At 40.0% G+C, this 22968-nt stretch carries 29 protein-coding genes, 1 tRNA gene and 1 other annotated feature; of the genes, 10 read left to right on the top strand and 20 right to left on the bottom strand.

From position 1 onward, the window contains the following. Positions 1–163: 163 nt before the first annotated feature. Positions 164–808: an adenylate kinase gene (gene adk / locus KO530_RS05145; RefSeq protein WP_216047340.1), complete on the top strand. Its 645-nt coding sequence runs from the start codon at positions 164–166 to the stop codon at positions 806–808. A 77-nt stretch (positions 809–885) separates the two neighbouring features. After that, positions 886–1272, top strand: a complete 387-nt coding sequence (locus KO530_RS05140) for an MAPEG family protein (RefSeq protein ID WP_216047339.1) — start codon at positions 886–888, stop codon at positions 1270–1272. 88 nt (positions 1273–1360) lie between these two features. Here the strand turns inward: KO530_RS05140 and KO530_RS05135 are convergent, their stop codons facing one another. The 12 genes from KO530_RS05135 to hisG form a co-directional block, all read right to left on the bottom strand. Next, positions 1361–1813 (bottom strand): Hsp20 family protein, encoded by a 453-nt coding sequence (locus KO530_RS05135; RefSeq protein WP_216047338.1) that lies wholly within the window; start codon positions 1811–1813, stop codon positions 1361–1363. A gap of 179 nt (positions 1814–1992) precedes the next feature. After that, a complete protein-coding gene (lepB, locus tag KO530_RS05130; protein WP_436792293.1) occupies positions 1993–2643 on the bottom strand; it encodes a signal peptidase I in 651 nt (216 codons plus the stop codon). Positions 2644–2782: 139 nt separating this feature from the next. Next, positions 2783–3478, bottom strand: coding sequence for an aspartate/glutamate racemase family protein (locus tag KO530_RS05125; protein WP_216047336.1), 696 nt, complete (start codon positions 3476–3478; stop codon positions 2783–2785). 45 nt (positions 3479–3523) lie between these two features. Continuing rightward, positions 3524–4237 carry an SIMPL domain-containing protein gene (locus KO530_RS05120; RefSeq protein ID WP_216047335.1) on the bottom strand — a complete coding sequence of 238 codons (714 nt, stop codon included), beginning with the start codon at positions 4235–4237 and terminating at the stop codon, positions 3524–3526. A 176-nt stretch (positions 4238–4413) separates the two neighbouring features. Next, positions 4414–5037: a bifunctional phosphoribosyl-AMP cyclohydrolase/phosphoribosyl-ATP diphosphatase HisIE gene (hisIE, locus tag KO530_RS05115; RefSeq protein ID WP_216047334.1), complete on the bottom strand. Its 624-nt coding sequence runs from the start codon at positions 5035–5037 to the stop codon at positions 4414–4416. A 28-nt stretch (positions 5038–5065) separates the two neighbouring features. Beyond that, on the bottom strand, positions 5066–5860 hold the full coding sequence (gene hisF, locus KO530_RS05110; protein ID WP_216047333.1) for an imidazole glycerol phosphate synthase subunit HisF: 795 nt from the start codon (positions 5858–5860) through the stop codon (positions 5066–5068). Continuing rightward, positions 5842–6579 carry a 1-(5-phosphoribosyl)-5-[(5-phosphoribosylamino)methylideneamino]imidazole-4-carboxamide isomerase gene (gene hisA, locus KO530_RS05105; RefSeq protein WP_216047332.1) on the bottom strand — a complete coding sequence of 246 codons (738 nt, stop codon included), beginning with the start codon at positions 6577–6579 and terminating at the stop codon, positions 5842–5844. Before hisA ends, hisF begins: the two co-directional genes overlap by 19 nt. Beyond that, complete coding sequence (hisH, locus tag KO530_RS05100; protein WP_216047331.1) at positions 6576–7205, bottom strand: imidazole glycerol phosphate synthase subunit HisH; 630 nt, start codon at positions 7203–7205, stop codon at positions 6576–6578. Before hisH ends, hisA begins: the two co-directional genes overlap by 4 nt. A 2-nt stretch (positions 7206–7207) precedes the next feature. Next, the gene (hisB, locus tag KO530_RS05095; RefSeq protein ID WP_216047330.1) at positions 7208–8278 is read right to left on the bottom strand and encodes a bifunctional histidinol-phosphatase/imidazoleglycerol-phosphate dehydratase HisB; all 1071 of its coding nucleotides are present in this window, start codon (positions 8276–8278) and stop codon (positions 7208–7210) included. Next, entirely contained in the window at positions 8275–9375 is a 1101-nt protein-coding gene (hisC, locus tag KO530_RS05090; RefSeq protein WP_216047329.1) for a histidinol-phosphate transaminase, read from the bottom strand. Before hisC ends, hisB begins: the two co-directional genes overlap by 4 nt. Next, positions 9372–10679 (bottom strand): histidinol dehydrogenase, encoded by a 1308-nt coding sequence (hisD, locus tag KO530_RS05085; RefSeq protein ID WP_252728868.1) that lies wholly within the window; start codon positions 10677–10679, stop codon positions 9372–9374. The genes hisC and hisD overlap by 4 nt, the downstream gene beginning before the upstream one ends. 4 nt (positions 10680–10683) lie before the next feature. Next, positions 10684–11583 (bottom strand): ATP phosphoribosyltransferase, encoded by a 900-nt coding sequence (gene hisG / locus KO530_RS05080; RefSeq protein WP_216047328.1) that lies wholly within the window; start codon positions 11581–11583, stop codon positions 10684–10686. Positions 11584–11631: 48 nt separating this feature from the next. After that, positions 11632–11745 (bottom strand) — a sequence feature (His leader region). Between the two features lie 321 nt (positions 11746–12066). On the opposite strand from hisG, the gene KO530_RS05075 reads away from it, so the two are divergent. Beyond that, positions 12067–12390: a hypothetical protein gene (locus KO530_RS05075; RefSeq protein ID WP_216047327.1), complete on the top strand. Its 324-nt coding sequence runs from the start codon at positions 12067–12069 to the stop codon at positions 12388–12390. Positions 12391–12420: 30 nt separating this feature from the next. Here KO530_RS05075 and KO530_RS05070 read toward each other — a convergent pair whose 3' ends face one another. Further along, a complete protein-coding gene (locus tag KO530_RS05070) occupies positions 12421–12735 on the bottom strand; it encodes a hypothetical protein (RefSeq protein WP_216047326.1) in 315 nt (104 codons plus the stop codon). A gap of 131 nt (positions 12736–12866) precedes the next feature. On the opposite strand from KO530_RS05070, the gene KO530_RS05065 reads away from it, so the two are divergent. From KO530_RS05065 to KO530_RS05055, 3 genes are all read left to right on the top strand, one after another. Next, complete coding sequence (locus tag KO530_RS05065; protein WP_216047325.1) at positions 12867–13781, top strand: LysR substrate-binding domain-containing protein; 915 nt, start codon at positions 12867–12869, stop codon at positions 13779–13781. A gap of 129 nt (positions 13782–13910) precedes the next feature. Further along, complete coding sequence (locus KO530_RS05060; protein ID WP_216047324.1) at positions 13911–15011, top strand: DUF2855 family protein; 1101 nt, start codon at positions 13911–13913, stop codon at positions 15009–15011. 285 nt (positions 15012–15296) lie between these two features. Beyond that, positions 15297–16136, top strand: a complete 840-nt coding sequence (locus KO530_RS05055; protein ID WP_216047323.1) for a hypothetical protein — start codon at positions 15297–15299, stop codon at positions 16134–16136. An 87-nt stretch (positions 16137–16223) separates the two neighbouring features. Here the strand turns inward: KO530_RS05055 and KO530_RS05050 are convergent, their stop codons facing one another. From KO530_RS05050 to KO530_RS05020, 7 genes are all read right to left on the bottom strand, one after another. After that, entirely contained in the window at positions 16224–17054 is an 831-nt protein-coding gene (locus tag KO530_RS05050; protein ID WP_216047322.1) for a formyl transferase, read from the bottom strand. A 15-nt stretch (positions 17055–17069) separates the two neighbouring features. Continuing rightward, on the bottom strand, positions 17070–17264 hold the full coding sequence (locus KO530_RS05045) for a DUF2897 family protein (protein ID WP_216047321.1): 195 nt from the start codon (positions 17262–17264) through the stop codon (positions 17070–17072). Continuing rightward, positions 17261–17968, bottom strand: a complete 708-nt coding sequence (locus KO530_RS05040; RefSeq protein ID WP_252728866.1) for a M15 family metallopeptidase — start codon at positions 17966–17968, stop codon at positions 17261–17263. The genes KO530_RS05045 and KO530_RS05040 overlap by 4 nt, the downstream gene beginning before the upstream one ends. Continuing rightward, positions 17950–19077 carry a succinyl-diaminopimelate desuccinylase gene (gene dapE, locus KO530_RS05035; protein ID WP_216047320.1) on the bottom strand — a complete coding sequence of 376 codons (1128 nt, stop codon included), beginning with the start codon at positions 19075–19077 and terminating at the stop codon, positions 17950–17952. The genes KO530_RS05040 and dapE overlap by 19 nt, the downstream gene beginning before the upstream one ends. Continuing rightward, a complete protein-coding gene (locus tag KO530_RS05030) occupies positions 19077–19421 on the bottom strand; it encodes an ArsC family reductase (RefSeq protein WP_216047319.1) in 345 nt (114 codons plus the stop codon). The genes dapE and KO530_RS05030 overlap by 1 nt, the downstream gene beginning before the upstream one ends. Before the next feature lie 105 nt (positions 19422–19526). Beyond that, positions 19527–20033: a PTS sugar transporter subunit IIA gene (locus KO530_RS05025; RefSeq protein ID WP_216047318.1), complete on the bottom strand. Its 507-nt coding sequence runs from the start codon at positions 20031–20033 to the stop codon at positions 19527–19529. Then, positions 20033–20302 (bottom strand): hypothetical protein, encoded by a 270-nt coding sequence (locus KO530_RS05020; protein ID WP_216047317.1) that lies wholly within the window; start codon positions 20300–20302, stop codon positions 20033–20035. The genes KO530_RS05025 and KO530_RS05020 overlap by 1 nt, the downstream gene beginning before the upstream one ends. Positions 20303–20536: 234 nt before the next feature. Here KO530_RS05020 and KO530_RS05015 point away from each other — a divergent pair, with 234 nt between their 5' ends. The 4 genes from KO530_RS05015 (at position 20537) to KO530_RS05000 (ending at position 22869) form a co-directional block, all read left to right on the top strand. Beyond that, on the top strand, positions 20537–20920 hold the full coding sequence (locus tag KO530_RS05015) for a VOC family protein (RefSeq protein WP_216047316.1): 384 nt from the start codon (positions 20537–20539) through the stop codon (positions 20918–20920). A gap of 106 nt (positions 20921–21026) precedes the next feature. Beyond that, the gene (locus KO530_RS05010; protein WP_216047315.1) at positions 21027–22091 is read left to right on the top strand and encodes a patatin-like phospholipase family protein; all 1065 of its coding nucleotides are present in this window, start codon (positions 21027–21029) and stop codon (positions 22089–22091) included. A 28-nt stretch (positions 22092–22119) separates the two neighbouring features. Next, a complete protein-coding gene (locus KO530_RS05005; RefSeq protein WP_216047314.1) occupies positions 22120–22614 on the top strand; it encodes an AAA family ATPase in 495 nt (164 codons plus the stop codon). 178 nt (positions 22615–22792) lie between these two features. Beyond that, positions 22793–22869: transfer RNA gene (locus KO530_RS05000), tRNA-Val, on the top strand. Positions 22870–22968 lie beyond the last annotated feature (99 nt).

Genomic DNA, 22968 nt, shown 5'->3' with positions numbered 1-22968 from the left:
TCAACCATTTAGCTCCCGGAACTAGAAGCAATTGAAAAATTTACATACTTATATCTAATTTTTATAAGACTTTAGGGGGAGTCTGCTTTGATATTCTTGTATACCAGCAAATGAATGTGTAAAGTTGCGGTTGGATTGAATTTTAACTATGAGAGGACACGGCATGCGCATTATTCTACTAGGCGCGCCTGGTGCTGGCAAAGGCACACAAGCCCAGTTTCTAATGGGTAAGTATGGGATTCCACAGATCTCTACAGGCGATATGCTCAGAGCAGCTATAAAAGCAGGTACCGAGCTTGGTCTTGCTGCAAAAAAAGTCATGGATGAAGGGAAACTTGTTTCCGATGAACTGATAATAGGGTTAGTAAAGGAACGTATTACCCAACCGGATTGCGAACGCGGCTTTTTATTGGACGGCTTTCCTCGCACTATTCCGCAAGCCGATGCCATGAAGCAAGCAGGTATTAAAGTCGATTTTTGTATCGAATTTGATGTAGCTGATGATGTAATCGTCGAAAGAATGGCTGGTCGACGTGTTCACCCTGGTTCAGGCCGTGTTTATCATGTTTCATATAATCCGCCAAAAACCGAAGGTAAGGACGATGTGACGGGTGAAGAACTCGTTATACGACCTGATGATGAAGAGCAAACTGTACGTAAACGTTTGACTGTTTATCATGAACAGACTAAGCCGTTAATTGATTATTATTCAACTGAAGCCCAGGCGGGCAACTGTGAATACATTAAAATCGATGGTACCCAAGCAGTTGAAACTGTAAGTAGCCAGTTAGCTGAAAAGTTAGGGTAATCCCGCACTGGAAACTCTATGCAAATAGTTTAGACTAAAGCCCACAATATTGTGGGCTTTTTAATTTAGGATGCGATATGAGCACACCGATAACAGCTTTTTACGCTGGTCTTTTAGGGATAACTTTCTTTTATCTTTCTATCTTAGTAATAAAACAGCGGCGAGGTCGCAAAGTAAGTTTAGGTGATGGTGGTGATAGCCATTTCCTAGGTATCATCAGAGCACATGGTAACTTTGCTGAATATGTACCTTTAATACTTGTTTTGTTGTTGGTGGCAGAGCTTAATCAAGGTAATCATCTTATTCTTCATGCAATAGGTTCATTATTATTACTAGGTCGAATAATTCATGCCTACGGATTGCGTCATCACACTGGCGTTAGTTGGCAACGGTTGTGGGGCATGTTAATGACGTTTGCATCACTTGTTGGTGCGTCAGTACTGAATATCCTGACGTTATATTAATTGATACAAAAGTCATCAGGTTTTTATTGGTGAAGAACACAAAAAACGGCGTCCGAGGACGCCGTTTTAAATTATCAATAGTAACTAACTATTCAGGTTTATTTTCTATATAGTTGTTAGTTTTGCTACCTATTTCAATTTTTCTAGGCTTTTTCGCTTCAGGAATCACGCGTTCGAGTTCTATATGCAGCAGACCATTTTGCATATCCGCTGTTAATACTTTCACGTGATCTCCAAGTTGAAATTTTCTTTCGAAATTTCGCTCGGAAATACCTTTGTGAAGGAACTTACGATCGCTTTCTTTTCCTGGCAGCGTACCAGAGACTTTCAAGGTATTTTCCTGAGTCTCAATGGTTATATTTTCTTGGGAAAATCCTGCCACTGCCATAGTAATTCGATACTTGTCTTCTTCTAACAACTCGATATTGTATGGAGGGTAGGTTGTTTGTTTTTCACTTTGTGAAGCGGCATCAATCATAGATGCTAAGTGATCAAAACCAATAAAAGAACGATAAAGTGGTGATAAGTCGATGTTACGCATAGTCATATCCTCGCTATTAAGCAATATGTTTAAATTTTCAAATTGTGCCCCGAGTATTCGGCGGCGTTTTTATTTGTCGACCCTTTCGGCGTCGACAATATAAATATGTGGTGGAGGAATAGATTTTCAATGAAAAAAATTTAAAAAAATAAAAATAATTTATAACTCATTGATTTATATTAATTTAAATTTAATAAATTTCTGTTTGTTTTGGGTAGATAATAATTATCTTTATCAAAAGAGGCGATCACTTTTGTGGCTTTACCTTGTAATTCCTGTTCACTAACTAAGCCAATATAACGGGAGTCAACACTGTTATTACGGTTGTCACCCATCACAAAATAGTACCCCACTGGAATTTCAATATTGTTAAAATTGTCTTTACTGTGAGGAACGGCTACAAATTGCACCAAATGTTTTTTGCCCAATAGATCTTCTTGATAAAAATCCCGTTGTTGTTGACTTGTATAGGCTAATATTCGGCCGTTAATTATTAATTGGTTATTGACCATTGAAATATGATCTCCGGGTATTCCTACAATGCGTTTTACCAGTCTTTCTTGTGCAACTTTCGAGTTAAAAGTTACTATATCCCCTCGTTCTGGTGCGCCTGTTTGAATTAAAGGGATATCTGTAAAGGGTAATTCTATGCGATAGGCCATTTTGTTAACTAAAATGCGATCACCTACTTCGATGGTGGGTAACATCGAACCAGAAGGCACATGATACCAATCGGCTAAACTACTTCGTGATGCAAACATGAGAAAAATAAACAGTAAGAATCCCCAATTCTGCTTACATACACCCACTAACTTTTGTTTTATCATCATCATATTCCTAAGTGATAGTCCGTTGTAATGCTACTGATTGTCTTATTAGATAACCGTGAATTTCATAGTTCAAACTTAGTATGTAAATATTTATGTCGTAAAAGTAGCGAGTTAAATGTGACTAGTTAGATGGCAAAAGCTAATTATTTAAGGAAAAATCCACAGCAGCTAAAGCATGAATATCCGTGGTGTTGTAGAGCGGAATGTCAGTATCATTTTGATTGATTAAAAGCGCAATCTCAGTGCAACCTAGAATAATTGCTTGTGCACCTTGTTGATACATCTTTTGTATAATATTAAGGTAGTTTTTTCGTGACGATGAGTTAATTTCCCCCAAGCATAGTTCATCGTAAATGACTTGATGCACAAAATCTCTATCTGATTGATCAGGGGTTAATACCTCGATTGCGAATTTGTCTTGTATTCTTTGGCGATAAAAATCTTGTTCCATCGTAAAGCGTGTACCCAATAATCCTACTTTTTGGATCTTGTCTAAGACCAACTCTTTCGCCGTTGCGTCGGCAATATGTATAAGCGGGAGTTTTGTCGCTTGTTCAACCTTATCAGCGACTTTATGCATAGTATTGGTACAAATCACTACACATTCAGCCCCCGCCAGTTCAAGTCCACGAGCTGCATCGGCTAGAAGTTCAGCCAATTCTTGCCACTTTTGCAGATGTTGTAAGCGTTCAATTTGTGCAAAATCAACACTGTGCAGGATGAGTTTTGCAGAATGAAAACCACCTAAACGCAATTTTACTTGTCGATTAATCACTTGGTAATAACTTACAGTTGATTCCCAGCTCATACCGCCGATTAAACCAATTGTGCGCATCGTGAATACCCCTTATTAGATTTGACGAAAACAATTAAATTGGCATTAATCTATTAAGTAATACTCAATGGTGGAAACCACCCTTACTTGTTTAATATGTGGTGTATTACTGTCCCTATCGGAAATACTAAACTGACCTTGTCTGGCTTGCTTTATTTTTCCTAATTGGCTATTGCTGTCAGCCGCAAATTTTTCGGCTACTTCACGGGCTTTTTGAGTGGCATCCTCAATCATATTAGGCTTTATTTGATTTAATCCCGAATACAAAAACTGAGTTTGGTTTTCATAACTATTGCCATTAAGCACTAGGCCTCGTTTACCTAACTCTAATAACTTGGTTTGTGCTTGCAGTACGGTGTCAATCTTTTCACTGTACACAGTGAATGTTTGGTTTGCAGTAAAGCGAGTATCATTGGGATTGTAGCTTCCGTAGTTTTGCGCTTTTTTGTCATTAATCGTGGGAGTTGATGCGCTTATCTCTTCTTCTGAAAAATTATTTTCTAATAAAAACTGCTCAACGATGCTTTGTTGAATTTCGAGTTGCTTGTACAAATCCGCTAGATCATCACTGATCACACTATACTGAATTGGCCAAATGGCAGTGTCGGCAGGTACTTCATGTTCTGATAAGCCTTTTACTGTGATAGTACGTTCGAAGGCTCGAAAGCGCTCAACAGATTGCTCTAAGAAATAGCCTAAAATTGCGCTACTAATGATTAAAGCAGCACTAAATATCAAAGTGGCACGAGAAGTTTGCATGATTTAGTCGTCCTTTCATTTGGATGAAACTCAAAGCTGTTAGGAGATTATTCTAACAACAAGTAGATAAAATAACTTGAACTTTAAAGACGCGAGATTTGGCGGCAGAAACGCGGGATATGTAAAGATAAAGCTGTGTTTGGCTTGGCAATGTGATGCCAAGCCATACTCTATACTTATTTTTTGTTGTGGCGAGACTTCAAGATGTCAACCACATCGCTCAATGACAGATCCGAAGCATGTAATAAAACAATTAAATGATAGAGTAAGTCTGCGGATTCATTTTTCAATTCTTGCAAATCTTTGACTGTTGCAGCTAGGGCTGTTTCAACGCCTTCTTCGCCAACTTTCTGGGCAATACGTTTAATGCCTTTGTTGTACAAGCTCGCAGTATAACTGGACTCGGGATCGGCTGTTTTTCTTGCCGCCAAGATGGTTTCAAGTTCGGCAATGAAGGTAAAGTCTGCACTTTCGCTGGATGCCCAGCAAGATTCTGTACCTAAATGACAAGTGGGCCCGTTTGGTGTTACCAAAGCGAGGATTGAATCTTTGTCACAATCAGCAGTTAATTCTATTAAGTCCAAAGTATGGCCGGAAGTTTCCCCCTTGGTCCATAAGCGCTGTTTTGAGCGACTAAAAAATGTGACGTGACCACTATCTAAAGTTGTCATCACGGCCGCTTGGTCCATATAACCTTGCATTAATACTTTGCCACTTACTGCGTTTTGCACAATGCATGGGATTAAACCTTGCATTTTATCCCAGCTTAACTGGTCTATTGTTTGTTGATTGATAATCATCGAGTTCTCTGTTTTTTCAGTTGCGCTGCTAGGGTGTCATTTGCACAAAATCTTCGCGAATGACCACCCCTTGTGCACGTAAAAAGTCTTTTAATTCTGGAATTGGAATAATGCCTTTATGGAAAACTGAGGCAGCTAAAGCACCATCAACATCGGCTTGTTTGAAAACGTCGTAAAAATGATGTTTTTCACCTGCACCGCCAGAGGCAATTAATGGCACTTTACAGACCTTACGCACAAGGCTTAATTGCGCGATATCATATCCTTGGCGAACACCATCTTGATTCATACAGTTAAGCACAATTTCACCTGCGCCGCGTTGTTGCACTTCTTCTACCCAGTCTGCTGTTAAGCGTCCAGTATTTTGCGTGCGCTTTTCGTCACCGGTAAATTGATAAACTTCGTATTGTTGGCTTTGTTCATTGAAGTAACTGTCAATACCGATAACAACACATTGCTGACCATAGGTATCATGTAATCGTGTGATCAATTCTGGATCGGCTAGAGCGGGGGAGTTGACAGATATTTTATCCGCTCCCATTTCTAAAATTCGTCCCGCATCTTCTACTGATTTGATGCCTCCAGCCACGCAAAACGGAATGTCTATTACTTGTGCTATTCGGCTAACCCAACTTTTATCGACAACTCGTTGGTCACTGGATGCGGTAATATCATAAAATACTAACTCATCGGCACCTTGCTGTGCGTACTGCTCAGCTAATGGCACTATGTCACCAATTATTTCGTGATTGCGAAACTTAACACCTTTGACTACTTTGCCATCTCGGACATCTAAACAGGGAATTATTCTCCTTGCCAACATTGGATAGCCTCCTTAAGGGTAAACTTACCTTCTAAAAGCGCTCGCCCTAAGATCACACCATCAACATGACTAGGTTTTAATGCTTCAATGTCTGCCAATGAACCTATACCACCAGAAGCCTGCCAAATTACATTTGGGAAACGCTGTTTCATTTCTGTATATAACTGGTGATTGGCCCCTTGTAGGGTTCCGTCTCGACTGATGTCAGTGCACAACACATGTTTGGCTCCGACACTTAAAAAGTCATCTAGCAACCCTTCTAGTGCAACCCCAGAGCTTTCTTGCCAACCGTGGGTGGCAATAAATTTATTGCCGTTTTCATCGATATTGACGTCTAATGCTAAAACAATGGCTTCTGGTTCATATTTAGTCACCCACTGTTTAACTACTGCTGGTTGTTTAACTGCTAATGAGCCAATTACAATGCGTTTAACTCCAATTTCAAGCAGTTGCGCAACATCCGCTTCAGAACGAATACCACCACCGGCTTGAAACTGCATACGTTGGGTATCAACCATACGCTTGATTAATTCGAGTTGACGTTTGCTTGTATCTTTTGCGCCAGTTAAATCGACAATATGTAACCATTTTGCCCCTTGATCAGCGTAGCTATGAACAACGTCAACAGGATCAAGTTTGTATTGGGTTTTTTGATCGTAATCGCCTTGATATAAACGCACAACCGCACCGTCAATTAAATCTATTGCTGGAATAATCATAAGTTTAAAAAGTTCTCCAGTAGGGTAGCTCCGGCATCTCCAGAACGTTCTGGGTGGAATTGCACACCATAGAAGTTGTCTCTATGTATTGCCGCAGAAAAAGGCATTCCGTATTGGCTAGCAGCCAAAGTATGGGAGTAAACATCTACCGCAAAGCTGTGTACAAAATAAAAATAAGTTCCTTGCGGAATTCCTTTAAATATTGAGTTTTGTTCAACTGCGTCCACCGTATTCCAACCCATATGAGGTAAGCGTAAATCACCTACTTGCATGCGTTTTACTTGCCCAGGTATTAAATTTAAGCAAGGGGTATTTCCAAGGTCGCTTTGATGGGCTTTTTCCTGGGAATCGGTAACCATTAATTGCATCCCTAAACAAACCCCCAAAACAGGTTGAGTCAGAGATTGAATACAACTAGCTAGTTGCTTGTTTGCAATGCTTTCCATCGCCGCATTAGCACTACCAACACCAGGCAAAATAAGTTTGTCTGCAGCTCCGATAATAGCTGGATCATCCGATACTGTTACATTTTGCGTCAACCTTTGCAGTGCAAATTTTACCGAAGAGATATTTGCACACCCAGTATTAATAATAACGGTGTTTTGTGAAGAACTTGCCACTGACATGCTTATAATGCTCCCTTACTACTGGGTAGCATATCACCTTGTTTGGTAATCGCTTGACGCAATGCTCGCCCGAACACTTTAAACAGGCTTTCTACTTGATGATGAGCATTACCTTCTGTGGTGGATAAATGCAGAGATAATCCCATTGCTTGGGCTATGGAATAGAAAAAATGTGGCACCATTTCAGTTGCCATTTCACCAACTGTATCGCGACTGAACTCGGCTTCAAACTTCAAGTGAGGTCGATTAGAAATATCCATGATACATTCAGCACGACATTCATCCATAGGTAGCGCAAAACCGAAACGACCGATGCCGCGTTTGTCGCCTAGCGCTTTTTTAATTGCTTCACCTAAGGCTAACGCCGTATCTTCAACACTATGATGATCATCAATGTGCAAATCGCCATTGACTGATAAACGTAATTCAAAACCACCGTGAGTCGATATTTGATCGAGCATATGATCAAAAAAGCCTAATCCGGTATCGATAGTAGACTTGGCCGTGCTATCTAAATCAACAAATACGCTAATTTGCGTTTCCGATGTATTTCGCGTCACAGTCGCTGTTCTGCTTGAGCTTAAAATACTTTTTTCAATTGCCAACCAATTATTTGATTCGCGGTTATACAACTGAGATTTTAAACCCATGTTATCAGCTAAGCCAATATCAGTTTGTCGGTCACCAATGACCAAAGAGCGACTAAAATCGACTTTACCCTGCTGCAGATAGTCTTTCACTAAACCAAGTTTGGGTTTGCGACAACTACATTGTTGCTCTTCAAAGTGCGGACAAATTAACACATCATCAAAAATCACACCTTGTGAAGAAAAAATATCCATCATCATATTATGAGGAGCATCAAAATCTGCTTGTGGGAACGAATCAGTTCCTAAACCATCTTGATTTGAAACCATGACTAAACGATAACCAGCATGTTGTAGTTTCAACAGCACAGGTATTACATTCGGCTCGAAAACTAATTTGTCTAAACGATCGAGTTGCTTATCAATAGGGGGTTCTTCTACTAATGTGCCGTCTCTGTCTATAAATAAAATCGGTAGGGCGCTCATTGTGCCGATTCCTGTTTTTTGAAAAATGAAAAGATTAAATCCATTAGCTGTTGATTTTGCTCAGCTGTGCCAACGGTTATGCGCAGACAGTTTTGTAGATTTATTTGTTTTGATTGGTCACGAATTAAAGTGTGATTATCAACTAAATACTGCATAAGTTCTTGTTTTTGTTCGCATCGGAACAAAATGAAATTCGCTTTATCGTCGCCGACTAATTCAACGCTTGGAATGCTCATCAAACGTTCTTTAAGTAACGCTCTTTGCGCATTTAATTCACTTACCTGCAGCTTCATTCTGTCGATACCTAGTGTCTGTAACGCTTGTTTAGCAATCTGCGCGACAGGTTCTGGAATCGGGTAGGGGGCAATGACTTTTAACAATGCTTGTATCACCGCTGGAGCCGCTAAGGTAAAGCCACATCGTATACCGGCTAGCGCAAAGGCTTTTGAGAGCGTTCGCAAGATTACCAAGTTTGGATAAGTAGCTAGCTTGTTTGCCCAAGTGCTGTGCCAATCAAATTCAATATAAGCTTCATCTACCACCACTAAGGCTGAATCTGCAAAATGTTCAACAACTTGCTGTAATTGTGCTGAATCAACACTCGTCCCCGTAGGGTTGTTAGGTGAACAAATAAAGACTAATTTTACTTTGTCTTTGTGTGCGCAAATACTTTCTACGTCCAAACTAAAATCATCGTTTAGTGGTGCTTTGTGCACGCCTACATTAAATGTTTCTGCGCTGATTGCATACATACCGTAGGTTGGAGGACAAATTAAAATGGCGTCTTTTGCAGGGGTACAGAAGGCTCTAATTAGCAATTCAATACCCTCATCGGCACCTCGGCTAACCAAGGTGTTTTCTGCCGCCACTTTTGAATACGCTGCATAGGAATTAATAACGCTGGTGGGTTGGCAATCTGGGTATCGATTAAAGCGTTCACTATCGACATCGTAATTGTTTGCAAAGGGGGATTCGTTAGCATTTAGCCACGTTTGTTGAACTTCCCCCGAACCTGCTGCAAATAACCGGCGCGCAGATTCATAAGGTTTCAAGCTTCTTACGTTATCGCAGAGTAGCTTTTCGACTAAATTGCTCATACGCTATCTCCATTTAAACGAATTGAAACCGCACGTTTATGGGCATCAAGCCCCTCTGCTTCGGCAAGGTCCATAATTGCATTACCAATATTGGAAAGCCCTTGGTAACTGAGTTCTTGAACCGTGTAACGACGCATGAAATCTGCCAAACCTAAGCTTGAGTAATTTCTAGAGTATCCGTAAGTGGGTAATACGTGATTCGTCCCACTAGCGTAATCGCCTGCAGATTCAGGAGACCACTTACCGATAAAAATAGAACCGGCATATTTTAGCTTCGGTAATAAATCCCGAGCGTTTTCGACCTGTACAATTAAGTGCTCAGGTGCATATTGATTGCTGACCAAAATTGATTCGTTAACGTCAGAGGTTAATATATATCGCCCATGTTGCATCGCTTTTGCGGCAATTTCCTTGCGAGATAACTGCTGCAATTGTTTTTCTACGGCTAATTGCACCGCTTCTATCAATGTTTGGCTATTGCTTACCAAAACCGCTTGCGAGTCAGCACCATGTTCTGCTTGCGAAAGCAAATCTGAGGCAACAAAGTTTGGGTCCGCTGATTCATCTGCAATCACTAAAACTTCAGAAGGACCGGCAGGCATATCAATAGCAGCACCATCTGATTTAGTACTAACTTGTTGTTTAGCCTCGGTAACAAAACTATTGCCGGGGCCGAAGATTTTATCCACTTTAGTGATAGAATCAGTGCCAAATGCCATAGCTGCGACCGCCTGGGCACCACCAATTAAATATATCTCATCAATGCCGCACAGTTGTGCTGCATAGCGAATTTCTGCGGCAATATTGCCTTTCGCATCGGGAGGAGTGCATAACACTTTGCGTTCACAACCGGCAACTTGAGCCGTGGCGCCTAACATAAGCACTGTTGATGGCAATGGTGCGCTCCCACCGGGAATATATAAACCAACCGAATCAATGGCTGAATGTTTAAGCTCACACAGCACGCCTGGCTGAGTTTCTATTTTTACATCAGTAGGAAACTGAGCTTGATGAAACGCCTTGATATTTGCATATGCTAAATCGATGGCAGTTCGCACGTTATCGCTGATCTCGTTCGCGGCATTGATTAGGCTTTCATTGCTCAGACGCAATTTCGTTAATCGAATGCCATCAAACTGCTCGGTTAATTCTCGGACAGCGACATCACCGCGCTCTTTTACCTGCTGTAAAATATCACTAACAATTTTAGTCAATTTTTCGTTGTCAGCCTGAGCTGGGCGACTCAAAATATTTTGTTTTTGAGAATCTGACAAATTTGCCCAGTTTTGAATCTGCGTGGTCATATGTTTAGCCCATCATTTTTTCGATTGGCATAACTAATATTGAGCTGCAACCGAGTGACTTCAGCTTTTCCATCGTTTCCCAGAAAAGTGTCTCTGAACTAACCACGTGAATTGCAACCGTATCGTCATTGTTTGCTAACGGCAAAACCGTTGGGTTTTCAGCGCCCGGTAACAAGCTTTTCACTTGCTCTAAATAAGCCTTAGGCGCATGCAACATAATATATTTGCTTTCTTTGGCCTGCATAACGCCATCGACTCGAGGTAACAGGCGATTAATTAACGCTTGTTTATCATCTGTTAGTTCGCCAGCACGTTGAATTAACACAGCCTTAGATTTGAAAATTACCGCTTCTTCACGTAAACCGTTTGCTTCCAGTGTTGCGCCTGTGGATACTAGATCACAAATTGCATCTGCTACACCTGCTCGGGGGGCAACTTCCACAGAGCCGGTTAACATAACTGACTGAGCATCAATGTTATTGTTTTTGAAGAACCGCTCTAAAAGAAAAGGATAAGTCGTTGCTACTTTTAAACCGTTAATGGACTCTAAACCCTGATAATCAAATTCGGTAGGAACGGCAATGGATAATTGGCAACCACCGTAATCTAAACGACGTAAGGTTTTAAATTCGTGAGGTTTACCTGATTGTTGGCGCTCTAGCATTTTTTCTTCAAGTTCATTTTCGCCAATAAAGCCTAAATCGACCACGCCATCCATAACCAAACCTGGGATATCGTCATCACGCACCAATAATAGATCAATCGGTTGATTGGTAGAATGAGCGATTAAAAGGCGATCACGTATTTGTAATTTAATGCCAATAGCTTTAAGCAATCCAATACTTTCATCACTTAATCGCCCTTTCTTTTGAACCGCTATACGTAGTCGTTTGCTCTCGCTCATGTTGTTGCCTCAATATAAAGTTAAATTTCAAATCGTTGCCATAACAACGAAAAACCCCCAGAAGTTTCCTTCCGGGGGTTTAGAAAAATTCTGTACCACTGGAAGGACAATTAACCTTCCAGCACGAACCTGAAAGGTTATGCTATATGATGATGATGATGCCAGTTTAGACGTGCTTTATTGGTGAAAAAAATCATATGCTTCTCTTGATCGCTTTGGTTTCTCGTGTTGATGCGCAGAACATTATCCAAACCACAAAGATAATGCAAGTACAAACACCTAAAAGTGATAATTTAAGATTGTATTAGTTAAAACTAAAAGGCATTAGCATCATGCAATTTCGCAATCTAGCTCAAATATTGAACGAAAAGTGTTAAAGTAAGTCAAAATCAATACGATAGCTAAATAAATGCGCAAATGCATGGTTTGTGGGTATATACCTACAAAATTCATTTTCAGTTGAAAATAGAGTGAGTAAATCCTATGACGAGTGATTTGATTTTTTCTGTTTTACCCCGTGAAGGTAAAGTGGCCATTGAAAAAGATGAGCTCAAAGTTAAACAAGTCGAAAAAGAGGCGAAACTTCGTGAATTGAATGACGAAGAAAAGGAGCTGAACACCGAGGAGAGAGACGCGCGGGAAAAGTATTTTAAAAAATCTTCTGATGATAAAGAAGAAAGCAAGTCGGATAAAAAAAGTCAAAAGGAACAAAAAGCTGAAAAGCAGGCAAAAGATCAAGAGGCCGTAGACCCTGAACTTCCATCCGTAGATGAACAGGGAAGAAAGCACTTAGATATTTATATTTAGTGATTTTGCTATCAGTATAAAATCTATTAATCACTCGAAAGTTCGTTTCAACCAAGCTTTGGCTTGGAACCTTGGTAAACAGCTAACTAACGGCTGTTTTTTAAAGTCTGTTTTATTCACATCTAAATAAGTTGTTTGTTGCTCTATATCACCTTGATTAAAGCGCACTGCACAACGAACGCTTTCACTTTTTTCAGTAAATAAAATCTTTATTGAATCTGAGCGGTCAATTAACATTTTGTAAGGGTATCCTTGGTTTGAATACTTAGTTTCTAGTTGTTCGCTATTTTTCGCATTTAGATTTAAACTCAATAGAACTAGAGTTATTAAGATTAAGTTTTTCATGTTGATTCCTTTTTTTTAGTGGATGTTTCAAGGTTAGATTAGTGTTGAAATACAACTTGAACAAACGATTAAAAATTAACTATGATTAAGAAAAACTTAATTGAGTTTGAGTTGAAGGGAAGTCCCTAATTATGCGAGAAAATCTTCCACCACTTAAATCTCTGCATTTTTTTATGGTGGCGGCAGAGTTATCAAGTTTTAAATTAGCCGCGGAAAAATTATTTGTAACCCAGGCAGCAGTCAGTCAGCAGATAAAGTTACTGGAAAGCTTTTTGGAGCAAAGGTTGTTTGAACGTTCGAATCGACAAACTCAGTTGACTCATGCCGGTGAATTATTACTTCCCTATGTTCAACAAGGGTTTTCCCAGTTCAAAACAGGCTTAAAAGTCATTTCAGGCGATGCAAACCCTAATATATTGAGAATTTCCACAATTCACTCTTTTACTTCACTTTGGTTATTACCGCGATTACTCCAGTTTCAAAAATTACATCCTGAACTGATGGTTCAATTAGCGCCAAGTAATGATTTAGTCGACTTTAATCGCGGCGATATTGATTTAGCCATACGAATGGGGCAGGGCGGATATAAAGGCCTCGCTGAGAAGAAACTAGTTAACGATCAACTTATTCTAGTGGCAAGCCCCGACGTTATTGCGCAACAGCAAATAAATAACCCGAACGTGGTATTTCAATTGCCTTGGATTGAAGATACTAGTCCGGATGTGGCGACTGTTTTTGAAACCTTATGTCAAACCTATGCAGTGGACATACATGGGTTAACACCGTCAATTCGTGCAAGCAATTCAGTTCTGTTAATTGAAAATGCAGTGGCTGGGCGTGGGTTTACACTGGTGAACAAAAGTTTAGTTGCAGATCACTTACAAAACGGTTCATTATTGGCTTTGCTAGAATTTAGTTACCCTAGTCCGTTCTCCTTGTATTTGGTCGCGCCTGCGCAGAATTTCGAGTGGCAAAAGGTGAAGTTATTTGAAAATTGGTTTGTCCCTCTAGTGCATCAATCTTTTGACAATTTAGATGCTTGGTAGCTCATTATGCTAAATGATTTAAATATTTTGGGGTGTTATTCTCTTCTATTCAAAAGGATGATAAATCTGTTAGCAGCTTAGCGTTATTATTAACGTTAATAATAACTTCAAGTGTTAGGGGAATGCTAAATGTCAGTCTTCAATCTTCAACAGATCCAAACCAATAAATCCGATCTCAGTAAACTCGATGTTGTAAGTAGTTCAATTGATACAGATTCGTTAGAAACGAACGAAGTGGTTCTTAAAGTTGATTCTTTTGGCTTTTCGGCCAACAACATTACTTATGCGTTATTTGGTGAAAAAATGGGGTATTGGGGATTTTTCCCAGCGCAGGATGGCTTTGGTATTATGCCCATATGGGGCTTCGCTACAGTCGAGTATTCAAATAGTCCAGATCTCGTTGTCGGAGAAAAAGTTTTTGGGTATTTACCTTTTGCTACGCATTTAGTGATTACCGCAGGAAAAGTAACATCCAATGATTTTTACGATGTTAGCCCTTTACGCAAAAGTATTTCCAGCGTTTACGACCAATATGTGCGTTGCAATGCAGATCCAGCGTATGACCCTAATAAAGAAGATTGGCAACTCAACTTTCGTCCATTATTCATGACGTCTTTTGTATTGGATGATTTTGTCGGCGAAATTGCAACCTCTGATACAGCGACCATTGTGTTAACTAGTGCATCCAGTAAAACTGCATACGGAGCTGCTTATCTTTTGAAGCATCATTGTAAGAGTCGCGGATTAAATTACCAAGTTGTGGGTCTTACATCTGCAAACAACAAAGCATTTACCGAAAAGACGTCTTGTTACGATCAGGTACTCGATTACCAAGAATTTTCCTCGCTAGATAAAAATGCGCAAACTATCGTATTAGACTTTTCTGGAAACAAACCATTGCTATTGGATATTCAAGCTCATTTAGCCGCTAGTTTGCAAAAGATGATTTATATTGGTGTTACCGATGTTGAATCACAAGCAAAGTCTTACGCCGGCGAGTTGCATGGAGAGTTCTTTTTTGCGCCAACGCAAGTCAATAAACGCATGAAAGAGTGGGGTGGGAAAGGGTTTATGCTGCGCTACGCGGAGGCTTGGGGGGGATTTTCGAAACATATGGAGCCTTTGTTGAGCACTACTAACATAGTTGGAGTAAATGCAATCCAATCAATATACTTAGATGGATTGAAAGGTAAGTTTGATACAAGCCAAATGTATGTTTTAACCTTTTAATAAAATATTGAATTTCAGCTAGCATGGAATTTAGATTGATTTTCATGTAGCGCTGAAATTTGCTTAACAACACTGCTTTTATTCGATGTGCAATATCATGTTGCGATGAAAGTAGTGGCATTGGTTTACTAACAAAATAAAATGATTTTGCGTTATAGTCAAAGAATCGGTTAACGTTGCAAAGAGCCCACTAGTTGGTGCATCGTTTAAAGTGATCTTATCCATGAGGTTTCTATAATGATTCTTAAAAAAACATCATATCCAGTTAGTTTTGCAGGTGAATTCATGAGTGTGCTTAAATTTAGTTTACTCATTTTGTCCGTGACGTTAAGTATTTTTACTGCAAATAAGGCTCGGGCGACAGATTGGATACTGATAGATAACTTTGAAGCGGCCAACAGTTTAGATAAATGGACTAAAGCGGATACCAAAAACGACACTTCACCAAAAATTCATTCCCCACAAATTAGCGAACGCCGTAAGGAAGACTTTGCCAGTAAAAGCAATTTTTATTTAATTAAAAAACCGGCGGCTGAGGGAATCGTTGGCAATCGAAAGGCGTTAACTTATGCTGTTCTTCCCCAAACGGTCAAAGTGGGGGAAACCTATACGTTTTATACCCGCATAAATGTGGAGTCCTTCCCCAATAACCACGCATTTGGTATTAGCAATATGACTCCAGAAGGTATTGAGTTAAACGATTACAATGCATTTGAAGCTACCTTGAGGGTAACCGATAAAACAGAATCAAACGGCCATAAAAATACTGGTGCCTTAATGGTTAAGACTCAAAGCGGATACGCTAATATTCAAAATAACAGCACAGGAAAAGACGCCAAACCTCTAGTGCCCGGTGTATGGTATGAAATATGGTATGTGGTTAATAACAGTAAAAGCCGCGATGGCGGTCAAAGCTACGATGTTTATGTAAAGGGCGGTGATGAGTTCCCTCAACAGCAAAAAGTGTATAGTGATGCCACCTTCCGAATGCAACGGGAGCTGCCTTTAACGCATTTTTTAATGAACTGTAATACCGGTCCTAAAAAGCAACCTTATGGAAATGGTGGCTTAAAATATGATGATTTGTATATGAGTAAAGGGCATAACTTAGGGACGCCTTTTTAACCTTGGTGACGTTTAAGCGTTTTCTGATAGGCAAGATTTGCAATATTCAAAAGTAAAATGTTATTCACTTAATTTAGTTGAGCGGCACTACAGATATTTTTCAATGATTGAAGGGATTTCATCATAGTTAATGAGTTGTTTTCCTTGTTCAATAAACTGATTAAGGGTTGTTGAGTCTGGAAAACTATAGTAGTTACCCGACGCGAGATCCATACTTCTTGTGTCCAACGTCTCGCCGCGGTTCAATCTGTTGACCGCAGATACAATGTTATTCACACCTTGTGGATATAAGGCTAAAACGTTGAGTAAATAAGACTGACTATAATTCACTTTTTGTTGAGTCGAAGAAATGATTTTTCCTGCGTCTATCTGGCATGAATCTATAAAATGTAAGCTTGTGCCTATTTCCTCTTTGTTATCTAACATTGCCCAAAATGTGGCCATTACCCCTCTATAATCCGGTAATTTACCCGAATGAAGATTTATCACACCTAAGCTAGGAATGCTGATTATGGGATCTTTTAATATTTGACCAAATCGAATTGAAATGATCAGTTCAGGTTTTTGCTCAGCAATGCGTTGAATTCCTGCCAGGCTATTAATGTCTTTAATATCACTGACCGGCACTGAGTCATGAGCCATTTGTTGAAAACTCTTAAATCGGCTTGATTGTCGAGCTGGTGGCGTTGAAATCTTGGCTTTGCAGTGTTGTTGGCTTGCAAGCACTGGAAAAACAATTTGATTAAACAAGGTTTGCTCGATAAAGGCCAAGTTTTTCAGTGGTTCAGGGACATTGTCTAATTTACCCACTTTTGCAGACAGAAAAATACAATAATGATGTTCAGGGAGTTGTTGAAGTAATAAGTTTATTGCCATGTTGCTGGCTAAATCTCGATTGGCAAGAAGAGTTATCCGCACCGCTCAGTACTCCAATTAAGGCTTGTTTGTATCTTCTGGTTCTTTTATTTTGGTTTGCTTTTTATCAATAGGTTTGGAATCTAGAATTTCATCTTCTGGTTTTGCTTTGGTTTTTTCGAATGTCATTTTAGCACTCATTTTCAGTAATAAAATATTGCCTACAACCAAGCCTAATGCAATCAACAAGGTAACTATCAGCCATATATTCATTGTATTATTCCATTTAATGTATAACGCTCAAATAGCTTGTCTAAGTGCCTTAAGATAGTTTGCTTTCCACCAATATTGACACTGGCGAGTTGATTGGCGAGTTGACTCAGTTCTAGTTGATTAATGATTGACTTCGAGATTGGGGCATAACTTAAATGCCATGCTTCGGGGGCAACTCCACCATTGTAGGTTTTATAGGGACGATAAAAGCCAAAGTTATCTGCATTTTCTTCAAGCCAGCAATGCAGTTCATAACATGGGCCGGCTAGTTCATATTCGGCACTCACCAACTGCAAGGGCTGCCCGCAGCGTTCAATGGCCTTTTTATCGTATACATCCAAGTCTGTTCCCCAATGGTGACGGCTTGCTCCTGGAAGAGCCGACCAGGTCATAATGGCATGTATCTTTTCTAATTCAGTGTACTCAGAGGTATTTATGGGGTGGCTATGGATATCATTTATTGGCAAGGTTCCTAACCACTTTTTTTGCCAAATAGCTAATTGGCGGTCAAAACTGCGGAAGCTACTAGCCAACTGAATGTCAATGCCGTCTTTTTGTGCAGCTAACTGCATAGCTTCAAACGCTGTTTTCACATCGGCAACTAAGCCGTGATGTTTACCGATTGGCTGGATATGGGCATCAGTTAAGCCCATCCAGCTCGGTGCAGACATTTTTGTTGCAGGCATTAGAGGAGCAGTCGACATAATATATCGTGATAAATATCTGTGAGTATTTCCAGATCAGTAGATTTCACTTTTTCGTCTATTTTATGAATAGTTGCGTTTACCGGACCTAGTTCAACCACTTGAGCTCCTGTTGGCGCTATGAATCGACCGTCTGAAGTGCCACCAGCAGTGGATAACTCGGTATCTTTGCCTGTTACTGCCTTTATGGCTTGCTGCGTAGCTTCAACTAAAGGGCCTTGATCCGTTAGGAAAGGTTGTCCGTTAAACGTCCATTTAATGTCGTAATCTAATCCGTGACGATCGAGAACTTCATACACTCTTTCTATTAATTGTTTGTCGGTAACTTCGGTTGAGAATCGAAAGTTGAAACACACATGAAGTTCACCTGGTATGACGTTGCCGGCACCCGTGCCACCATTGATATTAGATACCTGAAAGCTGGTGGGGGGGAAATATCGATTGCCATCGTCCCAGTGAGTTTTAGCCAGTTCCGCAAGCGCTGGTGAAGCAATATGGATGGGATTTTTAGCTAAATGAGGATAGGCTACGTGACCCTGTATTCCTTTCACAATTAGATCGCCTGTAAGTGATCCCCGTCTACCATTTTTAACCACATCGCCAACTACTTCGGTACTTGACGGTTCGCCTACTAAACACCAGTCAATTTTTTCATTGCGGGCTTCGAGGGTATCAATAACCTTGGTTGTGCCATTAATAAATGGTCCTTCTTCATCGCTGGTAATAAGGAACGCGATGCCACCATTATGATTTGGGTGAGCTGTTACAAAACGATGAGTCGCCACCAACATAGCAGCCAAACTTCCTTTCATATCTGCGGCACCTCGGCCATGCAAATATTCGCCAATTTGGGTTGCTTCAAAAGGCGGTGTTTGCCACTTTTCGGCAGGGCCTGATGGCACTACGTCAGTGTGTCCGGCAAAACAAAATAGCGGACCTTGTTTGCCTTTTCTTGCCCACATATTGGTGGTGTCGTCAAAAACCATTGATTCTATATCAAAACCCAAGGGAGCTAAAATATCAGCCATTAGCTGTTGGCAACCAGCATCTTCAGGGGTGACGGATTTACGATTTATCAGTTCTTTAGTCAGTGCAATTGAGTCCATCATTAGTTAAAAACCACTTCATAATCTGCCGGCTTGAAACCTAAAATGTATTTATCATCATGGATTAACACTGGACGTTTTATCATGGCAGGAGATGCCAGCATCAATTCGATGGCTTTTTCCCGATTTAAATCTTGTTTTTGTTCATCTGGTAACTGACGAAAAGTCGTTCCTCTTTGATTTAGCAATTTTTGCCAACCCAACTGAGATTCTGTTTTTTCAAGCCAATCACGTTCTAAACCGTCGACACGGTAATCGTGGAAAGTGAATTCTATTTGGTTCTCTTCCAGCCACTTTTTGGCTTTTTTAATGGTATCGCAATTTTTGATGCCGAACATTTGAGTCATAAAAATGGTTCTTGTTTGTTAATTATGAAATGAAAATAAATGATTATTATTAAAGGCTTAATAATGTCATTGCCAAGTAAACGATGTTGTACCAATCCTTAAAGTTTAGATCAACACAGAAAATACAGGATCTTCACATGCCGTAACCTTACGAGGGTTAACTATAAGCCCTTTTACTTTATCACTATTGAGAAGGGTTATGTAAAAAGCGTTATCCTCTAATGCGAGTTTCAATTTACGAGCGTCAAAATCTAATATGGGTTGTCCTAGTTTAAGTTTTTGGCCAACAACAACTTTTCGTTTAAATCCTTCACCATTTAGATTTTGTGCACCCCAACCGCAATGGATCTGTAGTTTCAATCCATGTCTGTCTTTTAAGCGCACTCGGTGGGCCGTTTCACTTATTTCTAAAACGATTGCGTCAAATGGTGCCAATATTTGAAAGCCGGTTGGCGCGATAACCACTCCTTCACCAAATAATCGTTGTTTGAATAACAGGTTACTGGCTGAATCAAGTAAATTGATACTGCCGCTAACGGGGCTCAAAATATCAATTTTACGTTTATGCTCAGTGAGTTCTGGATTGTCTAGTAGTCGATTGAAAAGGCGCATTAGAATACAACTTTATAACCGTGATTTTCACGCGCATTAGCGGCAGAATCAATATCGTTTTGTTTAATCAGAAAGTTATCGGTTTCAAAATTAGATACAACAAATCTACTGATTTTGGCAGTCACCAGTACATTACCTATTTGCGTCATAATACTCACCAACGATAAATACAAAGACGCATTAAACATTTGAGAAGGGATCTGAGCGTGTAACGGAAGGCTATGGATTGTATAAGTGTCAGGCAGAGCAGCTAATGTCTGAGTGGCCATTTGCATTCCTTTTTAATTGGTCTTTTATTTTGCGTTAGCTAAGCTGTAAGTCAAGTGTTAGTGTGAAAGTCGCTTTATTAAATGTTATCCACTGTTTCTGTGGATAACCTTGTTGAGGAAACTTTATATGTCACTTAACTTGTTGAAATATATGGGTTATATTTCGCTGTCCAGAAATCCATCAAGTGACATTTTTGGTTAAAATTAAACCGTTTTAATTTAAGGTGAATGAATATGTCTACAGCACCCGTAGGTTCAGTGGTTTGGAGTGACCTTACTGTTAAAAACGCAGAGGATGTAAAAGATTTTTATGCACAAGTTATAGGTTGGCAAGCTAATCCCATCAACATGGGAGATTATGAAGATTTTTCCATGCAGTTACCAAGTAATAATCAGGATGTTGTGGGGATTTGTCATGCAAAAGGCAGCAATGCAGGCCTCCCTGCGCAGTGGCTGCTTTATTTTAAAGTGGCTAATTTAGAGGACTCCATTGCGCAGACTCAAGCTCGCGGAGGTCAATTATTATCGAAAGTGAAGTCATATGGTTCAACGAGTCGCTACATTATTATCCAAGATCCTGCTGGCGCGGTATGTGCCTTGTTTGAGGAAAACACTTAACCTAGGTGCTTGTAGATAACTATTAAAAACTAAAATATTTCTGATACTTGCAAATAACTTATTGATTGGTACATTAAACTTCAATTATTTTATGGGTTTAAAGTTAGTGCAAGTACTTGATTTATATGCAGGTCCAACTGCTTTGAAGGAAATTCAGCAGCATGGTCTAAAACAACACATGTTTGATTACATGTTAGGTGCTTCTGGCGGGCCGAAGTGGTTCGTGTTAGCAGGGTTAGATAGGTATGTCTTTTCTACCTTTTTTGCTCAGCGTAAAACACCGCTGCAGGTTATTGGTTCTTCAGCTGGAGCGTTTAGATTTGCGTGTTTTGCCCAACAAGATCCCTTAGCTGCAATTAACCGTTTAGCAGATCGTTATTCACACACAGAATACAGCGACAAGCCCACAGCCAAAGAAATCACCCTATCTGGTTTAGAATTATTAGACTATGTATTAGGGGATAATGGGGTTGAGGAAATTATTCACAATCCTATTATTAAAGCGCATTTCATTGTCGCGCGATGTAAAGGACTCACGCAGTTTGAAGCTAAACCGTTGCAATTAACCGGCCTTTTAGCCAGTGCAGGTGCTAACGCGGTACAGCGGCGCTTTTTGCAACGATTTTATGAACGCTATGTTTTTGCTTCCCCTACAAGTGAACTACAGATATCTGATCCTAATAAAATGCCAACTCGTTACGTGCCGTTGTCAAAACGCAACTTAGCACAAGCATTAATGGCCTCAGGTTCTATTCCGCTAGTGATTGAAGGTGTATCGAATATAAATGGAGCGCCTAAAGGCATGTATCGAGACGGCGGCATCATAGACTATCATTTTGATTTAAACTTCGGACCCCATGATGGCTTGGTATTTTATCCACATTTTTATCCTAAGCCGATTCCAGGTTGGTTTGATAAATCATTAAAGCGTCGACTACCCCACAAAAGTAGCTATGACAAAGTGGTAATGGCTGTCCCATCTGATGAGTTTATCGCTTCATTGCCTTATCAGAAAATACCAGATAGAAAAGACTTTGAAACAATGCCAGCGCAACAACGCATAGGATATTGGCAAACGGTGATTGAGCAAAGTGATAGGTTAGGGGAGGCGTTTGCTAATTTAACCCAAGATCAAGACGTAGCAAATAAAGTGAAACCCTTTAATTTTTAACTGTTATGCATCAAAGTAGAGAGAAACTATGAACAAAGGATCTTTGACTTTTTTCTGTGGAAAAATGGGTTCAGGAAAGTCTACAAGAGCTGCTGAAATCGCGCAGGAAAGTAACGCAGTATTGCTTTCAGAAGATGAATGGCTTTCGTCGCTTTATGCAAATAGAATTTCATCGCTAAATGATTATATTGAATATTCAAATCTACTTAAGCCGCAGATTAAAAAACTTGTTCAATCCATACTGTCTGCGGGAACTAATGTGGTTATGGATTTTCCGGCAAACACTCTTTCGCAAAGAAATTGGTTTCGGAGTATTTTCTCCGAGATCGAAGCGCCACATAATTTGATATACATCGACTTGCCAAATGAAGTCTGCCTAAAACAGATTGGAAAAAGACGCAAAGAGCAGCCAGAAAGAGCAGCAACTGATACAGCAGATATGTTTGAGCAGGTTACAAAATATTTTGTAGCGCCAACATCAGAGGAAGGTTTCAATATTACAAAAGTGACACAAAATGCATAACACGGCGCTGCTACGGAAAATTCACTCGCTGGCACTCCTAAATTTCCGCGGAACTCGGCGTTATGGGGAAAAATTGTGCATTTGTGGCAACAAAGCTGAAAAACTCCTTGAAGATAGCGAAAAGCATCGTTATTATACGCGCCGCTTGAGACATTCGTGTTAAGCATCTTTATACAGTGCGTCCGTAGCTCAGTTGGTTAGAGCACTACCTTGACATGGTAGGGGTCGGTAGTTCGAGTCTACTCGGACGCACCAATTTATTCGAATCATCTACTTTATATTGATCCTTTTATATGGCTGCAATTTGCGTATTCGTGCTCAGCACTACCGCTTTCTATGGCCCGGTCCACAGGT

Origin of the sequence: Aliiglaciecola lipolytica (assembly GCF_018860635.1) — a bacterium.
In the GTDB taxonomy this organism is placed as follows: Bacteria; Pseudomonadota; Gammaproteobacteria; order Enterobacterales; family Alteromonadaceae; genus Aliiglaciecola; species Aliiglaciecola lipolytica_A.
This window is presented reverse-complemented; position numbering and strand designations above follow the sequence as displayed.

Excerpts from the sequence above, each read along its gene's own strand:
- KO530_RS05015 (WP_216047316.1), top strand. The coding sequence starts at position 20,537 with ATGTCTACAGCACCCGTAGGTTCAGTGGTTTGGAGTGACCTTACTGTT.
- KO530_RS05120 (WP_216047335.1), bottom strand. The coding sequence starts at position 4,237 with ATGCAAACTTCTCGTGCCACTTTGATATTTAGTGCTGCTTTAATCATT.
- KO530_RS05075 (WP_216047327.1), top strand. The coding sequence starts at position 12,067 with ATGACGAGTGATTTGATTTTTTCTGTTTTACCCCGTGAAGGTAAAGTG.
- KO530_RS05140 (WP_216047339.1), top strand. The coding sequence starts at position 886 with ATGAGCACACCGATAACAGCTTTTTACGCTGGTCTTTTAGGGATAACT.
- KO530_RS05070 (WP_216047326.1), bottom strand. The coding sequence starts at position 12,735 with ATGAAAAACTTAATCTTAATAACTCTAGTTCTATTGAGTTTAAATCTA.
- KO530_RS05135 (WP_216047338.1), bottom strand. The coding sequence starts at position 1,813 with ATGCGTAACATCGACTTATCACCACTTTATCGTTCTTTTATTGGTTTT.
- KO530_RS05045 (WP_216047321.1), bottom strand. The coding sequence starts at position 17,264 with ATGAATATATGGCTGATAGTTACCTTGTTGATTGCATTAGGCTTGGTT.
- KO530_RS05055 (WP_216047323.1), top strand. The coding sequence starts at position 15,297 with ATGAGTGTGCTTAAATTTAGTTTACTCATTTTGTCCGTGACGTTAAGT.
- hisF (WP_216047333.1), bottom strand. The coding sequence starts at position 5,860 with ATGTTGGCAAGGAGAATAATTCCCTGTTTAGATGTCCGAGATGGCAAA.
- dapE (WP_216047320.1), bottom strand. The coding sequence starts at position 19,077 with ATGATGGACTCAATTGCACTGACTAAAGAACTGATAAATCGTAAATCC.
- KO530_RS05030 (WP_216047319.1), bottom strand. The coding sequence starts at position 19,421 with ATGACTCAAATGTTCGGCATCAAAAATTGCGATACCATTAAAAAAGCC.
- KO530_RS05065 (WP_216047325.1), top strand. The coding sequence starts at position 12,867 with ATGCGAGAAAATCTTCCACCACTTAAATCTCTGCATTTTTTTATGGTG.
- lepB (WP_436792293.1), bottom strand. The coding sequence starts at position 2,643 with ATGATGATAAAACAAAAGTTAGTGGGTGTATGTAAGCAGAATTGGGGA.
- hisC (WP_216047329.1), bottom strand. The coding sequence starts at position 9,375 with ATGAGCAATTTAGTCGAAAAGCTACTCTGCGATAACGTAAGAAGCTTG.
- KO530_RS05025 (WP_216047318.1), bottom strand. The coding sequence starts at position 20,033 with ATGCGCCTTTTCAATCGACTACTAGACAATCCAGAACTCACTGAGCAT.
- hisIE (WP_216047334.1), bottom strand. The coding sequence starts at position 5,037 with ATGATTATCAATCAACAAACAATAGACCAGTTAAGCTGGGATAAAATG.
- hisG (WP_216047328.1), bottom strand. The coding sequence starts at position 11,583 with ATGAGCGAGAGCAAACGACTACGTATAGCGGTTCAAAAGAAAGGGCGA.
- KO530_RS05125 (WP_216047336.1), bottom strand. The coding sequence starts at position 3,478 with ATGCGCACAATTGGTTTAATCGGCGGTATGAGCTGGGAATCAACTGTA.
- KO530_RS05060 (WP_216047324.1), top strand. The coding sequence starts at position 13,911 with ATGTCAGTCTTCAATCTTCAACAGATCCAAACCAATAAATCCGATCTC.
- hisD (WP_252728868.1), bottom strand. The coding sequence starts at position 10,679 with ATGACCACGCAGATTCAAAACTGGGCAAATTTGTCAGATTCTCAAAAA.
- KO530_RS05005 (WP_216047314.1), top strand. The coding sequence starts at position 22,120 with ATGAACAAAGGATCTTTGACTTTTTTCTGTGGAAAAATGGGTTCAGGA.
- hisA (WP_216047332.1), bottom strand. The coding sequence starts at position 6,579 with ATGATTATTCCAGCAATAGATTTAATTGACGGTGCGGTTGTGCGTTTA.
- adk (WP_216047340.1), top strand. The coding sequence starts at position 164 with ATGCGCATTATTCTACTAGGCGCGCCTGGTGCTGGCAAAGGCACACAA.
- hisH (WP_216047331.1), bottom strand. The coding sequence starts at position 7,205 with ATGTCAGTGGCAAGTTCTTCACAAAACACCGTTATTATTAATACTGGG.
- KO530_RS05040 (WP_252728866.1), bottom strand. The coding sequence starts at position 17,968 with ATGTCGACTGCTCCTCTAATGCCTGCAACAAAAATGTCTGCACCGAGC.
- KO530_RS05020 (WP_216047317.1), bottom strand. The coding sequence starts at position 20,302 with ATGGCCACTCAGACATTAGCTGCTCTGCCTGACACTTATACAATCCAT.
- hisB (WP_216047330.1), bottom strand. The coding sequence starts at position 8,278 with ATGAGCGCCCTACCGATTTTATTTATAGACAGAGACGGCACATTAGTA.